Annotated in this window: 11 protein-coding genes, 1 pseudogene and 2 CRISPR repeat arrays (1 of these 14 only partly in view); of the genes and pseudogenes, 4 read left to right on the top strand and 8 right to left on the bottom strand. The window is 69.9% G+C overall.

The features are described 5' to 3' along the window. Window positions 1-81: a CRISPR direct-repeat array (repeat unit 29 nt) (it extends 435 nt beyond the left edge of the window). A gap of 40 nt (window positions 82-121) precedes the next feature. The 7 genes from AB0E07_RS37785 to AB0E07_RS37755 form a co-directional block, all read right to left on the bottom strand. Further along, window positions 122-1,111 carry a thiopeptide-type bacteriocin biosynthesis protein gene (locus AB0E07_RS37785; RefSeq protein ID WP_362262383.1) on the bottom strand — a complete coding sequence of 330 codons (990 nt, stop codon included), beginning with the start codon at window positions 1,109-1,111 and terminating at the stop codon, window positions 122-124. Continuing rightward, window positions 1,093-2,325, bottom strand: a complete 1,233-nt coding sequence (locus AB0E07_RS37780; RefSeq protein ID WP_362262381.1) for a lanthionine synthetase C family protein — start codon at window positions 2,323-2,325, stop codon at window positions 1,093-1,095. The genes AB0E07_RS37785 and AB0E07_RS37780 overlap by 19 nt, the downstream gene beginning before the upstream one ends. After that, complete coding sequence (locus tag AB0E07_RS37775) at window positions 2,322-5,381, bottom strand: lantibiotic dehydratase (RefSeq protein ID WP_362262378.1); 3,060 nt, start codon at window positions 5,379-5,381, stop codon at window positions 2,322-2,324. The genes AB0E07_RS37780 and AB0E07_RS37775 overlap by 4 nt, the downstream gene beginning before the upstream one ends. Window positions 5,382-5,477: 96 nt before the next feature. Then, window positions 5,478-5,669, bottom strand: coding sequence for an FxLD family lanthipeptide (locus AB0E07_RS37770; RefSeq protein WP_362262376.1), 192 nt, complete (start codon window positions 5,667-5,669; stop codon window positions 5,478-5,480). A 55-nt stretch (window positions 5,670-5,724) separates the two neighbouring features. Then, window positions 5,725-6,960: a methyltransferase, FxLD system gene (gene fxlM / locus AB0E07_RS37765; RefSeq protein ID WP_362262373.1), complete on the bottom strand. Its 1,236-nt coding sequence runs from the start codon at window positions 6,958-6,960 to the stop codon at window positions 5,725-5,727. A gap of 588 nt (window positions 6,961-7,548) precedes the next feature. Continuing rightward, on the bottom strand, window positions 7,549-7,968 hold the full coding sequence (locus AB0E07_RS37760; RefSeq protein ID WP_362262370.1) for a DUF6415 family natural product biosynthesis protein: 420 nt from the start codon (window positions 7,966-7,968) through the stop codon (window positions 7,549-7,551). After that, window positions 7,965-8,393, bottom strand: coding sequence for an ATP-binding protein (locus AB0E07_RS37755; protein WP_362262367.1), 429 nt, complete (start codon window positions 8,391-8,393; stop codon window positions 7,965-7,967). The genes AB0E07_RS37760 and AB0E07_RS37755 overlap by 4 nt, the downstream gene beginning before the upstream one ends. A gap of 241 nt (window positions 8,394-8,634) precedes the next feature. Between AB0E07_RS37755 and AB0E07_RS37750 the strand changes: the two genes are divergently transcribed. The 4 genes and pseudogenes from AB0E07_RS37750 to AB0E07_RS37735 all read left to right on the top strand — a co-directional run bounded on the left by AB0E07_RS37750 (window position 8,635) and on the right by AB0E07_RS37735 (window position 12,895). Continuing rightward, window positions 8,635-9,888 (top strand): helix-turn-helix transcriptional regulator, encoded by a 1,254-nt coding sequence (locus tag AB0E07_RS37750; protein WP_362262364.1) that lies wholly within the window; start codon window positions 8,635-8,637, stop codon window positions 9,886-9,888. Continuing rightward, window positions 9,885-10,412, top strand: a complete 528-nt coding sequence (locus AB0E07_RS37745) for a GNAT family N-acetyltransferase (protein WP_362262361.1) — start codon at window positions 9,885-9,887, stop codon at window positions 10,410-10,412. Before AB0E07_RS37750 ends, AB0E07_RS37745 begins: the two co-directional genes overlap by 4 nt. Window positions 10,413-10,866: 454 nt before the next feature. After that, a CRISPR array of direct repeats spans window positions 10,867-12,114; the repeat unit is 29 nt; unit sequence GTGCTCCCCGCGCCCGCGGGGATGGTCCC. An 8-nt stretch (window positions 12,115-12,122) separates the two neighbouring features. Beyond that, window positions 12,123-12,656: pseudogene (locus AB0E07_RS37740) on the top strand (IS5 family transposase); the annotation flags it as partial. Window positions 12,657-12,778: 122 nt separating this feature from the next. Further along, on the top strand, window positions 12,779-12,895 hold the full coding sequence (locus AB0E07_RS37735; RefSeq protein WP_362262424.1) for a hypothetical protein: 117 nt from the start codon (window positions 12,779-12,781) through the stop codon (window positions 12,893-12,895). Window positions 12,896-12,904: 9 nt separating this feature from the next. On the opposite strand, the gene AB0E07_RS37730 is transcribed toward AB0E07_RS37735, so the two are convergent. Next, window positions 12,905-13,288 (bottom strand): hypothetical protein, encoded by a 384-nt coding sequence (locus AB0E07_RS37730; protein ID WP_362262358.1) that lies wholly within the window; start codon window positions 13,286-13,288, stop codon window positions 12,905-12,907. Window positions 13,289-13,656 lie beyond the last annotated feature (368 nt).

Genomic DNA, 13,656 nt, shown 5'->3' with positions numbered 1-13,656 from the left:
CGCGCCCGCGGGGATGGTCCCGCGACGCCCCTCGCGCAGGTCCAGCGCATCCAGTGCTCCCTGCGCCCGCGGGATGGTCCCCTGGGTCGGCTGCGCCAGCCGGAGCTGGGTGCGTGGTAGGTCAGTTGGGTTGTTTGTGGAGGATTGCTGTTCTGGCGGCGTAGGCGAGGATGCTTTGGCTACGTTGGGAGAGGCCGAGGCGGTTCCAGTGGAAGATCGTGTGGTAGCTGAGTATGTGTCTCAGTCCGCGGTCGAGGGTGCCGGTGTGTACTGCGTGGGCGAGTTGTTGGCCGGTGTGGTGGAAGGCGGCGGCCCATTCGGCCACGGATTCCAGTGGCCCGCCGGGCCCGATCAGGGCGTCGGTGTCGGCGTGGAGGAGGGGGCGGATTTCGTGCGCGCGGGCGTTGAGGAGATCTGTGGGGATGTTGCGGGTGTCTGATCGGTGTTCGGTTGTGATGACGCGGTGCCAGACGTCGCCTTGTTCGTACCATTCGAGTCCGGCGGCGCGCATCATGATCGTGCACAGCAGCACGGACAATTCCCTGGGCCCGGCGGCCAGGTGGCGGTGGGGCAGTTGCTGGATGTGGCGGCTGTCGGTGGTGAACAGGGCGTGTGCCGCGGTCATGCTGGCGGTGCCTCCGAAGGCGGCGGTTTCGGGTTCGTAGATGCCGGGCCACCACCGGTGGAGGTGGCCGCTGTTGACGAGGCGGTTCAGGTGGTCGCCGATGTGATGTTTGGCTGCGGGGGCGTGCAGGTGGAGGCGTAGGCGCCAGCAGGGGTGTTTTCTGGTGTACCACCAGCCGTTGATGGTTCCGGCGTTCTCCGCTTCCTCGACTGCGGGCAGTACATGGGTGGTGAAGGTGGTGTCGGCGTCGGCCCAGTTGGTGAAGTGGAGGTAGGTCTGCCACCAGTCGGTGCTGGCAGCGTGCCGGGCGAGGGCTGCCCGGCCGGCCTGGTCGTAGACCGTCACGGCATCGGACAGGACTGTGGCGTTCATCCGGTACTGGCCGGCGACTTCGGTGATCGGCCGGCCGGCGAGAACGGCGAGGACGGCGAGGACGGCGCGCTGTGTGGGGCTGGGTTCCGCGTCGATCAGTTGATCAGGAGGCATGCGTCCCATCCGGTGATCGGTGCTGTCTGCGTGGCGTAGGTGGTGAGGGCGAGTGCGGTGCCGGCGTCGCCGTTGATGAATCCGGTCGTCGGGCTGCTGCCGGGGTGGGCGTGTGTGGCGAGGGTGTCGCCGAGGGGTTCCAGGAGGCTGTGCAGGCGCAGGTCGGGGGCGTCGGCGGCGGCGCGGGTGGCGGTCTGGTAGATGCCGGCCCAGCCGTGGCACAGGCCCGTGTCGGTGACGAGGGCGCGTTGTCCGGGGTCGGTTAGGGCCCGGTAGAGGGCGTCTTCGTAGAAGGCCTGGACGTCGGGTGCGCGCAGGGCGAGGCCGGCGAGTTGCCCGGCCCGCGCGATCCCTGTCGTGCCGTAGCACCAGCTGGGCCGGGTGGGAGTGTTGTGGTGGGGGTGTGCGCGGTCGTGGTCCGGGCGGGAGATATGTTCGGGCCACCAGGGGCCGGCGGGCCCGTTCTGGCACCAGGTGTCGAGGTGTTCGCAGATCGTCCACATGGCGTTGCGGTGGCCGCTGACGGTGATGCCGTGGCGCATGGCCTGGGCCAGGAGGAGGAGCGGGCCGGTGATGCCGTGCGCGGCGCCGAAGTTGCCGTGGCCGCCGGGAAAGTGGGGGGATGCGCCGCGGGCCGGGTCGTGGCGGACCCACCAGCCGGGCAGAGCCCGCTCGCCGGAGGCGAGGGGGCGGGTGAGGGCGACGAGGTAGCGCAGGACTCGTTCCAGGGCGGCGCCTTCGGGGTCGGTGCGCAGGAGGTAGGCGCCGATGCCGGTGAGGCCGTGCAGGAGGTCGTATTCGGCGAAGGTGGGCAACTCGCGGTTACTGATGCGGGCGAGCGCGGCATCGACGCGTCGGTGGGCGAGGCGGGTGATGTGCTGGTGGAGGGTCGTGCGGGCCGGGGCGTACAGGTGCTGGAGGGCTGGGGGGACGGTGGTGAGGAGGAAGCCGACGGCCGGGGCACCGAGGTAGAGGCCGGCGGTGTCGGCTGCGCTGATGTGCCCGCTGGCCGCGGCGGTGATCCACCGGTGGGCGGTATGCCAGGAGTGGCCGTTGCGGACGGCTGTCTCGATGTGGAGCAGGCTGATCCCGGTAGTGCCGTCGGCCAGTGACTGCACCGCCCATGGCGCGTCCGGGGATGGGGGAGCGGGCGTGGCGAGATGGTCCGTGTACTGCGTGAGGATTGCCGCGGCGATGCCGGCCGGCGTGGTCATCGGCCGGCCGTCCGGTGGTGCAGGGCCACGTCCCGTACGAGCCGCAGGACGGTGGCCTCGGAGCGGGGGTCGACGCCCAGGGCCCGGACGTGGTGCTGGTGGAGGAGGGTTCGGGCGATGCCGAGCGGGTCACGTTCACCGGCCAGGGCCTCCCGATAGGTTGCCAGGGCAGTCGCGCGGGCCTGCCACGCCCCGGTGACCTGGGAGCCGCCGGGGAGGGCTGCGAGAGCGGATGAGCCGTTCGGGGAGGCGAGTTGGAGGACCTGGCTGCGCAGGGCCCGGTCCAGTCGCCCGCTGCCCTGGGGCAGGTTGCCCACCAGCCATTCTTCTGCCTCGGTGGCGTGGCGAGCGAGGTGGGTGACGAGGTTGAGGGCGCTGGCTGCGGCGAGGGCCTGCGGGGCGGGGGTGGAGATGCGCTCGGTGAGCTGGATCTGTGCGAGAGCGGCGGCGGAGTCCGCCGCGAACACCTGATGCGCGGCGTCCATGGCTGACGGGCCGCCGAAGCGTCCGGTATGGGGCTGGTAGGGCGCGAGAACGATCCCGGACGCCAGGCCGAGTCCGTGCAGGCTGTTCGCCCATGTGTGGACGTGCTGGGCCGCGGTCCCGTAGGTGTTCAGTGGTAGGTGCAGGGTGAGGCCGAGGTACTGGTCGCAGTCCGGACGGGCCAGTTCCCGGTGCCGGGTGAACCACCAGATGGTGTGGTCGAAGAACGCCAGAAGGCGGGGCAGGTGCCGGCTGAGGATCTCGTCGAAGCGCAAGGGGTGGGCGTGGAGCTGCACGTGGAGGGTGTCGCCGCCTCCCGGCAGATGCCGCCTGACCGCGGCCGATGCACCGGCCTGGGGCAGGCGCGCCGGGGACGTGGCCGGCTGGGTTCGGCGCAGGCAGAGCCATATCTCGTGCGCGCGCCCGATCCAGCCGCCTGCGTCACCGTCCGGGACTTCACGCAGTTCCAGGCGCCGGTTCTTGTCGAGGTGCGCGCGCAGGACCCGCCGGTGGACGGGGTGGGACAGGTCGAGGGGAAGGCGCTGGTCGTACTCGATCATCGCGACGTGTGCCGGGGCGCCGTGCCGGTGGTGCCAGGCGTCGAAGGCGCGGTCCCACTCCTTGGCTGAGGCGGTGCGCCCTGGTAGCTCGTGGGCTGTCAGGAGCCACCTGGCCGGGGTGAGGACGGTGCGCCGGTAGCGCACGCGTGGCAGGAAGGGGAGCCGGGCGCCGGCGCCGAAGTCGAACGGTTTGTAGACGGCGTACCGGCCGTGGGCTACCTCGGCGAGGAAGCGGGCCAGCGGCGGGGTCTGGGTGCCGCCTTCCAGAGCGTGCAGGACGCGCACGTCGATGCGGCGGCCGGTGGAGAGCTGCACGAGGTGGAAGCTGCGCGCGTCCGCGGTGACGGCGATGTCGGCGAGCGGGATCGTCGCTGCGTCCGGTACCCGGTGGCCGGACAGTTCGATGACGTTCGGCAGCAACTGCTGTGTCCGGGTGACGTTCTCGCTGCGGCGACGGCGCGGCGGAAACACCAGCTGCGCGGGCAGGCCGTCTGGCGTGCCGAGGTAGGTGGCGGCGAGGGCGTCCTGCTGTTCTGGTGGCAGGAGGTGGGCAAACCGTCCGGCCATGCTGCTGCCGGGCCGTGGCACCGCGGTGATCAGCACGTCGAAGCGGCCGCGCGCCAGTGCGGTGGTGCTGGGGCAGTGGACTTCGAAGGCGGCTTCCACCCGGGGCACGAACAGCCGCTCGTCACTCCCGGCCGCCTGCTCCAGGGCTGTGACGGTCGCGTCCGTCAACGCGAGTTCATCGCGGCCGTCCATGAGGACTTCCTGCACCAGAGCGAGGAGGAGTTCGTCCCGGTCGGTGAGGAGCTTTGGCGCGCGGCCGCGGTCGGAGCCGACGAACCCGGCGGGCAGGCCCAGCCCGCTGTCGGCGACCAGGTCCATCACCGGTACCAGGGCGCCGACGCCGTACCGGGCCCGGAACCGGCGGTGGTAGTCACGCCAGTGCCAGTAGCCGTACGGCTGCGGGGTGGTCCGGTACAGGGCGGTGACAGCTGCTTCCACCTCAGCGATCACGGCCTGCGGGAGCTGCATGTCGCAGTCGAGCACCGTGTCAACGAGCAGAGGTGTCGGGGTGACGGAGGTGAGCGTACGCATCCGCGCGGCCATCGCGCCCAGGTCCGTGTCGGCGGCCACCGGCTGGTGGGAGGACATTTCCTCGCGCACCGCGTGCAGAGCGTGGACCAGGTCGCGCACCTCCGGGACGCTGTCCGCCTGATGCCGGTCGAGTTCACGGCACAGATACTCGAAGGCGTCCACGGTGGCCGCGGGCGCCCACAGACTGCTGATGAGGAACTGCTGCTCGACCAAGCCGGTCAGGAGCGTGTCGATCTGCGCTGCGGTGGCCTGCGGGAAGCGGTCGAGCAGGTGGGCGTGGAGATCGCTATAGAGGATGGGGGGGCGGGCCACGTCCATTGCCGCAGCGACCGGCCGGGCGTTGCGGACGGATATCTCGACCGGGGCCAGAAGCAGGGCGTGGCCGTCGGACGGCGGGCCGGGCGCCACGAGCCGGTCACCGCGCGCGTGAGCGGTGTTGTTGGCGGTGAGCGGTAATCGCCTCAGCAGTGCGGGGCTGCGCTGCAGACACTGGACCATGTCGGTGACCCATTCGGCGTCCGGCCGGATCATTGCGCGGTGCTTGTCGCGCCATCGCACGCTCGCCTGCTGCCCGACGGACACGGGGGCAGTGCCGGCGAACAGGCCGAGCGGGGTGGGGCGGTGCTGCCACCGCAGGAGGTAGGCGGCGGCCGACAGAGCTGTGCGGCGAACGTGACGGGGACTGGCCTGCCGACCGCAGATGACAGCCTCGATGGCATCGCAGAGGTGGGGGGTGGCCAGAGACAGCGCGCAGCGGAAGTCGTCGCGCTGCCACACGCGGTTCAGCCATCGGCGCGTGACGGCCACGTCGTCCAGGTCGAGAGCGCGGGGTACGTCGGCCGGTCCGCAGGCGGTGGTGGCGCGCAGCATCGCGGCGCCCTGCCACTGGTAGCCGGCGACAGCTTGGGAAGCCATGAGGCCCTTCCTTCAGACCGTGTGCACCAGGAGGGAGGAGACAGGTGGGCCGGGCTGAGCACGCGAACCCGGCCCACCATGGGAAGAGGGCCTGGATCAGGCCGGGTCCTCCACGAAGGAGTTGCAGGCGGACGAACCGGTCGCGCAGGTCGTGCCGCAGCCGTCACCCGTGGTGCACATGAGCTTGCCGTGCAGGTACTCCGCGACGACGACCCTCACGTCCAGCGGAGCGAAGTCGTCGTCCAGGCCCGCCAGCGCGGGGACAGGGGCCGTGGTGGCGATGGTCATGATGGTTCCCTTCCTTCCAATCGGGGGTGGTGCGGGCTGGCCTGGCCCACGGCGGCTACGTCGCGGGCCAGGAGAGTGAGATCCGGGTGTGCACCTTGTCGATGACCCGGTCGGCGCTGATCTCCTCGTCGGGGGTGCCGGCCGGATAGACCCGGATGACCGGGCTGGGACCGCCGCGGTGACGGGCTGCCCAGTCACGGAGCACGCCGGCGACCCGGTCGGCGAGCTGCTGGGCGTGCGGGCCGAGGGCGTGCACCCCGTACTCGGCGTGCTGGTCGTCCTCGGTGCGGCGGGTGACGAGGTAGGCGAAGGAGTCGTCCTCGACGGCAGCGAGAGCGAACCGCTTGTTCGACGGCGCGACCAGGCCCGTGTCCAGATCATCGTCGACGGCCATCATGCAAAAGCCCGGCAGGCTGATCGCCATCGCCATCTGGAGGGTGTCGATGAGTTCCTGCAGGCCGACAGTGACGCCGGTCCACATCTCGTAACGCGGCGTCGTGACGGCGTTGTCCAGCCGGTGCGGATCGGCCGGCAGACCGTCGTCGAACCGCAGACCGATCTCCGGCGTGCCGGTGACGAGCAGCAGCTCCTCCCGGTGAGCGGTCGAACCCTGCATCGGCACGAAGCCGCAGATCCGCGCCGATTCGCTCTCCAGATAGCCGCCATTCCCGCCCGCGATCTGCGTGAAGGCGACCGAGTGGGTCAGGCCGCGCATCCGCAGCGGCACGACAAGCCGCCCACCGGGCCCCAGCTGCGAGGTCCACGCCGGAGGGATGTCCCACGCCCCGGCGGTCACCATGACGACATCGACAGTGCCGAGGTCCCCGATCGGGTCGGCTGCGTCGAGGCTGAGGACGCGGACCCTGTCGTAGCCGTGCTCGTCCAGGAGGCGTCGGGCGCGGTCGGTGACCTCGGCGTCGATGTCTACGGTGATGACCTCGCCGTCCTCGCCGACGAGTTCGGCGAGATAGGCCGCGTTCAGCCCGCCCGAGCCGATCTCCAGCACCCGCATGCCACGGCGTACCCGGCCCTGCTCCAGCATCATGGCCTGCACCTGCGCGGCGGAGACGGAACTGAGCTGCACCCCAAACTCATCCGTCTTCGTGATCACAGCGCCGTACGGCTCGTATGCCCGGTCCAGCGGGGTGTCGGGTGTGAACGCGTGGCGGGGCACCTTGCGCATCACGGCATCGATCTCCGGGGAGGAGAGAGTGCCTTCAGCGCGGAGTTCGTCCACCATCTTGTTCCGCAGGCGGGTCGCCTCGTCGGGCTCGACGGTTGTGTTCGTCATGACTTCCTTCGGTCGTACATGGTCGGTAGAGGTCCGGCACCGCAGATTGCGGGCCGGGAGGCTATCGGCGAACGCCTCGGCCCTCGGCAGCCCCTCGCCTCAAGGGCAGTGGTGCAAGGGGCGGGGCGCGAGGGTTGTTGCACCGGCTCGGGGGAGTCCTGGGGCGCCACGACACGGCCTTCAGCCGGAAGCAGGCCGGTGTCTCCTCGAACAACACGCCGGCGTTGCGGGGAAGGCCGCGTTCAGGGCGTGCATGTCGATGACCAGTGCCCCGGCTTCGTTGTTTGCGGCGGACAAGGTGAGCTTCCGCTCGGGGACCGGGTCGCCACGGGATGCCGTGTTTGAGGCTGTGGTCCACGAGCCTGCTGACTACTTCGACGGCCCGGAGGAGGTCTCCATGCCGGCCGAGGATGGTGACCACACGACGAGACCAGGTGCGCCTCGGGTGCAGGGCTCTTGGGCCGGCGGGGAGCTGGGTGGCGAATCTGCGGACGGCAGGCGCACATGTCCGGGCACGATGAAGGTCCAGGGACTGGGGCTCGAGGGTCACCGGACTCACTGCGGAACTCTGGTCTTCGGGAATGTGCATCACTCGGGCCCCTCGATGTAGCGGGCCTCGATCAGCTCCTCAACCAGGTCGCAGGTCACGAAGGCAAGGCGCCGGGCCAGGCCGACGGCCATCTCCTGGGGGACTGGCGTGCACTCCGCCCGAAGAGGGCGTCCCAACTGAACGAGCCGGAGCATCCCTTGGGTGGCCAGGCCCCTGTCGTCGGCGACTGCGATATCACTGAGGTGCTTCAGGTGGACGCGAAGCCGCTCGACCAGCGCTGCTGTCGCAGCCACGGGCGGCGGCTGATTGCCGATCGCCGCGTCAAGGTCGTCAAAGACCTGCTCGACGTCGAGTGGCTTCCATGCGTGGAAGCGCTCCAGGACGTACTTGAGGCCGTCGGCGTCGAGCGGCGGCGTCCACCGCTCCACCTGACGTTCGAGGGTAGGGGTTGCGTTCACTGCTCACCTCCCGCCGGGGCCTTGATCTCAGCCCAGGCGACTTTGCCGCGGGCGTGCGGGTCGTAGCCCCAGCGCACGCACAGAGCGTCGACCAGGCGCAGGCCTCTGCCGCACTCGGCGTCATCCGCAGCCTTTTCCATGTGCGGGGCGACAGACGACGTGTCGGAGACCTGGATGCGAACCGTGCTGTCGGCCTGACGCTCGATGACGACCTCGGTTCGGTCGGTCTCGGTGTGGTCGACCGCGTTGGTCATCAGCTCCGAGACGACGAGTTCCGCGATGTCAGCCAGGTCGTGTCCGAGTCCCCAGCCGGCCAGAACGCTGGAGACGAGCGCGCGGGCACGGGCGACGGACTCGGGGACGCATGGCAGGTCCGCGGTCATGCAGCCGGCGCGGCCGGTCACATGTGTTCTTGCAGCGGTCATGCTCACGAGGTCTTTCCCTCCGGCGTCGGGTACCCGGCCCTGACGGGGGAAGCAGGGCCGGGCTCTCCTCCATGCCACCGGGCCCTACCCGGGCACCGGCAGCTGATAGCCAGTCAACGAGCCGCCTGCGGCGCGGAACAGGAAGAGTTCCGGTTTCGTGCATGCCGGCCAACCGGAAGACTTTACGTTCGCATTACCCGACACCTGGTCGGCAGAGTGACGGCGGCGCTACGTTCGGTGCATGGGAGCGAACCGCATCCTTCAGAGCCGCATGGATCAACTCGGCCTCACTCAGGACGAGTTGGCGACACGACTCAACAAGGCGCTGCACGAGATCACGGGGCGACCGGGGGAGATGTCGTCGCGGACCGTCCGCAACCTGCTCAACGGGTCGAGCCGGCGCCCAATCGGCCGCACTTGCGCAGCACTTGAGCGTGTGTTCGGCTGCTCCGTGGCGGAGTTGGGGTTCAGCGCACCCAGCTCCATGCAACAGCCCCCGGAGGACCCTGTGCGGCGTCGCGACTTCATCGTCTCCACCACCGGAACGGCAGCCACTGCCGTCCCCATCGTCAAACAGCGCCGATCCGTGGGCATGACAGACGTAGCCCGGGCAGCGGCCGGCATGAACGAACTCGTGGAAGCGGACGACCGACAAGGCGGGCACACACCCTTGGTGACCGCAGCCCTCGAGGGACGGGCGAAGGTTCTCCAACTCCAGCAGGGCAATGCCAGCGAGCGCGTACGCCGCGCCCTGTACGCGCTCGCGGCCGAGTACACCACCATCGCAGCCTGGTCATGCATCGACCTCCGCAATCTCGACACGGCGCAGCGGCACCTGCACGAATCGAGCACGTACGCCGGCCTGTCCCAGGACCCGCCGACAGGGATGCGCGTGTGGGTCAACATGGCCATGCTCGCCTACCAGCGCCAGCACGGACCGGAACAGCTCGCCGCAGCGCAGGCGGCCAATGCCTCCCGCGCCGCCCGGAGAGATCCCTTCTTCGGCTCCATGGGCTGGGTCCGCCTCGCACTGGCCCACTCGATGCTCGGGGACCCGCGGGCCGCCAAGCGGGCCCTCGGGGCGGCACAGGAATCCCTGGGCAAGGCGAACGAGGACGACCGTCCCCGATGGACCGCGTTCTACGGTGCATCCGAACTCAACCACCTGGCCGCCATCATCCTCAACCACAACGGGGAGTTCGCCGAGGCCGAGGCAATGGCGCACCGGGCGCTCGCCAAGATCCCGGCAGAATTCCAGCGCAACCGCGCGCTGGCCACGTGCCAGCTCGCCTTCGCACAGCTCCGCCAGGGCGAACCAGAACAGGCCACCACCACCGCGGCCGCCGTCTTCGCCATCATGGACGGCGCTCCCCTCCCTGGACGGATGCGCACGTTGATCGGAGACTTCCACCGAGACCTGTTCCGGCTGGCGCCGTCCACGACCTACGCCCGCGACTGGGCAGACCGGATGCGAGAAGAATGGAGTCGAGCGTGACCAGGGTGATCGACCTGCGCCATTACGCTGAGGGAAGCCTCCCGGACGGCTTCAAGCAGATGCTGATCGATGTCCACGCCCACGCCTACGCCGACGCGATGGACAACGAGTTCAACCAGCGGTTCCCCTGGTTCGTCGACCACTGGTCCGCAATGGACGGCTTCACCTGCGTCGTCGCCTTCGACGGAGACGAGCCGACCGGCTTCGCCTACGGAGCACCGCTCCAGCCGGGCCGCGAATGGTGGCGCACCACCGACTTCGAACCGAACAACGGCTACAGCGCGACGTATGCCGTCTCCGAAGTCATGGTGCGCCCTCAGTGGCGGAAACAGGGCATCTCGGACCGCCTGCACGAGGCCCTGCTGCAGGAGCGGAGCGAGAATCTTGCCGTTCTCCTGGTCGACGTGACCCACCCCAAGGTCCAAGAACTGTACGAAGCCTGGGGCTACGAGAAGGTGGGGGAGCAGCAGCCGTTCGCCGACTCACCGCTGTACGCCGTCATGGTGAAGAATTTGCACCCCTGAACGGCATGCCGCCGACCGACCGAACCGCTGCAACCACGCGCCAACGAAAGGCGGAGATGGCGATGAGTCGGTTCCTGCGACAGCCGCCCCCGAAGGGCTCGTCAAGCCGCGGGCCCGCTGCTACCTGGTGGTGTGACCGGCCTGAACAGCGCCGCCGAATCGGGAGACCGCCTCGCGGCTTGCCGTAGGCTCCGGCGGCTCCTGGAGCACCCGAACCAACATTTGGGACGGCGTTCCTGCTGCGCCTCCCATGCCGGACCGCGGCTGACGTGTTGTCACTTTGCCTGCGAATGTCGCCTATCCGTGTGCTGGCCTATTACGCTCGAAGGGGCTCAGCGGCGCGTGTAGCCCTCGGCCGGAAGTGTCCAAGATAGACGGAGTGCGAGAAATGTCGCGATCGGTGAAAGTGGTCGAGAACCGTATCCGCCGCCGGTAAAGCTGCAGTTCAGGAAGAGTGCTCCCCGCGCCCGCGGGGATGGTCCCCCCGACACTGGCGACGGGTTCGACGCCCCGACGTGCTCCCCGCGCCCGCGGGGATGGTCCCGTCGCCCTGCACGCGCTGTCCATCGACATGGAGTGCTCCCCGCGCCCGCGGGGATGGTCCCGCAACGATCGCGTCCCGGATCTCCGCGACGACGTGCTCCCCGCGCCCGCGGGGATGGTCCCCAGAAGCTCAACACGTTCTCGGGTCTCGTCCGGTGCTCCCCGCGCCCGCGGGGATGGTCCCGGTCGCGAGCGGCTGGGGCACGGCGGACGTGGGTGCTCCCCGCGCCCGCGGGGATGGTCCCCCGTCGGCGAGCACGGCGACGACGGCGCGGTCGTGCTCCCCGCGCCCGCGGGGATGGTCCCAGACCGTCGACGGTGCCGGGCCCCTTCTGCGAGTGCTCCCCGCGCCCGCGGGGATGGTCCCGAACTGCTCGGGGTGCCGGGCACTGTCGAAACGTGCTCCCCGCGCCCGCGGGGATGGTCCCGTTCCCCCCTTGTTTGCGGAGCCCGCGGTCCTGTGCTCCCCGCGCCCGCGGGGATGGTCCCTCTGTTCGATTTTTGGCGCAAGCTGGAGGAGTGTGCTCCCCGCGCCCGCGGGATGGTCCCCCCACGTCGGCGTCGGTTGGCCAGCAGCTCGCGTGCTCCCCGCGCCCGCGGGGATGGTCCCACGGACTGGGTGGCTTCCCGGCCTCTGCTGGTGTGCTCCCCGCGCCCGCGGGGATGGTCCCGTCGACCACCTCGTGATCAGCCCGTCCGGCGTGTGCTCCCCGCGCCCGCGGGGATGGTCCCCTGGGCAACGTGGTGCGGGACTCCGTGGACGGGTGCTCCCCGCGCCCGCGGGGATGGTCCCGATCACTGAAGCCCCGAAAACGCCAACGACCCGTGCTCCCCGCGCCCGCGGGGATGGTCCCTCGCCAAGCTGGAGAAGGCCGCCGCGGAAGCCGTGCTCCCCGCGCCCGCGGGGATGGTCCCCGCGGCGGCCTCCGGCATCGGGACCCACTGGTGTGCTCCCCGCGCCCGCGGGGATGGTCCCCGGGCGTACATGCCGGTCGGGGAGGAGGAGCCGTGCTCCCCGCGCCCGCGGGGATGGTCCCTGCCCCGCCTCCCGCAGCGACCTCTTCGAGGCGTGCTCCCCGCGCCCGCGGGGATGGTCCCCCACCGGTCGTGAGGTTCACGGTCACGTCGTTGTGCTCCCCGCGCCCGCGGGGATGGTCCCGGCGGCAGTTGATCGACGGCATACGGTTCCGGGTCCGGACCGGTGTCCCATGGCGGGATGTGCCCGTCGAGTACGGGCCGTGGGGCCGGGTCTACGACCTGTTCCGCCGCTGGCAACGCAGCGGCACCTGGCACCGGATCCTCACCCGCCTGCAGTCCCTGGCCGACGCAAAAGGCGCGATCGTCTGGGACCTGAGCGTCGACTCCACGGTGTGCCGTGCCCATCAGCATGCGGCCGGGGCCCGCAAGCAGGGCGACCTGCAGAAGGAACCACCGGGCGGCGTGTTCACCGAGCCCGGTGATCACGGGCTGGGACGCTCGCGCGGCGGGTTCACCACCAAGCTCCACCTGGCCGTCGAGCAGGGCCGAAAGCCCATGTCGATCGTGATCACAGCCGGGCAGCGCGGGGACTCGCCGCAGTTCGAACCGGTGCTGGAGAAGGTCCGCGTGCCCCGTCTCGGGCCGGGTCGGCCACGCGTCCGCCCCAACCGGGTCCGCGCGGACAAGGCGTACGCCTCCCGCAAGAACCGCGCCTATCTGCGCCGCCGCGGGATCCGTTGCACCATCCCGGACAAGGCTGACCAGGCCCGCAACCGCCAGAAGCTCGGCCCTGCGGTGGCCGGCCTCCGTACTTCGACCCGGCCGACTACCGCGAGCGCCATGCGGTGGAGTGCGGGTTCAACCGCCTCAAGAGGCACCGGGCGGTCGCCACACGATATGACAAGCTCGCGGTCCGCTACGAGGCAACTGTCCTCATCGCAGCCATCAACGAATGGCTGTGACCAGGGCCTTCAAGACTCATAAGGGCCGCCCCGGAAGTACATACTCCTGCGCACGCGGGGACGGTCACCCCGCTCGTGCGCGGCATCGGAGCGGTCGGCAGGTGCTGTCCGTTCGGCCAGCGCCCGCAGCGTCTCCAGGCCGGCCAGCACCTCCCCGCGATTGTCCGCCGCCTTCATCCACGCCGGCAGCCGAGCGAACATCGACATCGTCGGCCGCGCGCCGCTACGCTCTCGCAATCGCGCCCCGACGTAGGCGGACAGTTCGTCAACGTGCTCCTCGTTGTAGGCCCACAAGATGTGTCCGGCGCAACGGGTCTGCAGCCACAGAGGCCGCTGGAAGAACGGATCCTCGCTACCACCCAGCACCGTGCCGACCAGTCCAGCCCCCTGCATCTCAGGTTTCCAGTCGGCGACGGCACCGCACCCTCCGCAAGCCAGACGACGCGGCTGGAACAGGAGCTCGCTGAAGTATCTGGGATCAGGAAGGCCAGGTCGGGGGATCACGAGAGCACGGCCCTCGCATCGCGGACAGACCACAAGCATCCGACCCGCGAACCGAGCCAACCAGCCCCCTGAGTCATAGTGACGAGTGAGCGGCTCGGAACCCATGACGGACATCATCGCAGGTCCGCGCTGCGAGCAGCTACAGCCACTTTCGATACACGGCCTAGATGAGTGAGTCCGATGTTCTCAGTGGTCGTAGGCGATGAGAGATCGTTTGATCTTGGCGCCGGTGGTCCAGTTGTGCCAGATGCCGGCGG

This window comes from Streptomyces sp. NPDC048002, from assembly GCF_040653275.1.
In the GTDB taxonomy this organism is placed as follows: Bacteria; Actinomycetota; Actinomycetes; order Streptomycetales; family Streptomycetaceae; genus Streptomyces.
Note: the sequence above shows the minus strand (reverse complement) of the source record. Positions and strands in the feature narration are given on the sequence as shown.

Bases quoted from the DNA above. Each gene is read 5' to 3' on its own strand.
- AB0E07_RS37755 (WP_362262367.1), bottom strand. From the start codon at position 8,393: ATGACCGCTGCAAGAACACATGTGACCGGCCGCGCCGGCTGCATGACC.
- AB0E07_RS37780 (WP_362262381.1), bottom strand. From the start codon at position 2,325: ATGACCACGCCGGCCGGCATCGCCGCGGCAATCCTCACGCAGTACACG.
- AB0E07_RS37750 (WP_362262364.1), top strand. From the start codon at position 8,635: ATGGGAGCGAACCGCATCCTTCAGAGCCGCATGGATCAACTCGGCCTC.
- AB0E07_RS37785 (WP_362262383.1), bottom strand. From the start codon at position 1,111: ATGCCTCCTGATCAACTGATCGACGCGGAACCCAGCCCCACACAGCGC.
- AB0E07_RS37770 (WP_362262376.1), bottom strand. From the start codon at position 5,669: ATGACCATCGCCACCACGGCCCCTGTCCCCGCGCTGGCGGGCCTGGAC.
- AB0E07_RS37775 (WP_362262378.1), bottom strand. From the start codon at position 5,381: ATGGCTTCCCAAGCTGTCGCCGGCTACCAGTGGCAGGGCGCCGCGATG.
- AB0E07_RS37730 (WP_362262358.1), bottom strand. From the start codon at position 13,288: ATGCAGGGGGCTGGACTGGTCGGCACGGTGCTGGGTGGTAGCGAGGAT.
- fxlM (WP_362262373.1), bottom strand. From the start codon at position 6,960: ATGACGAACACAACCGTCGAGCCCGACGAGGCGACCCGCCTGCGGAAC.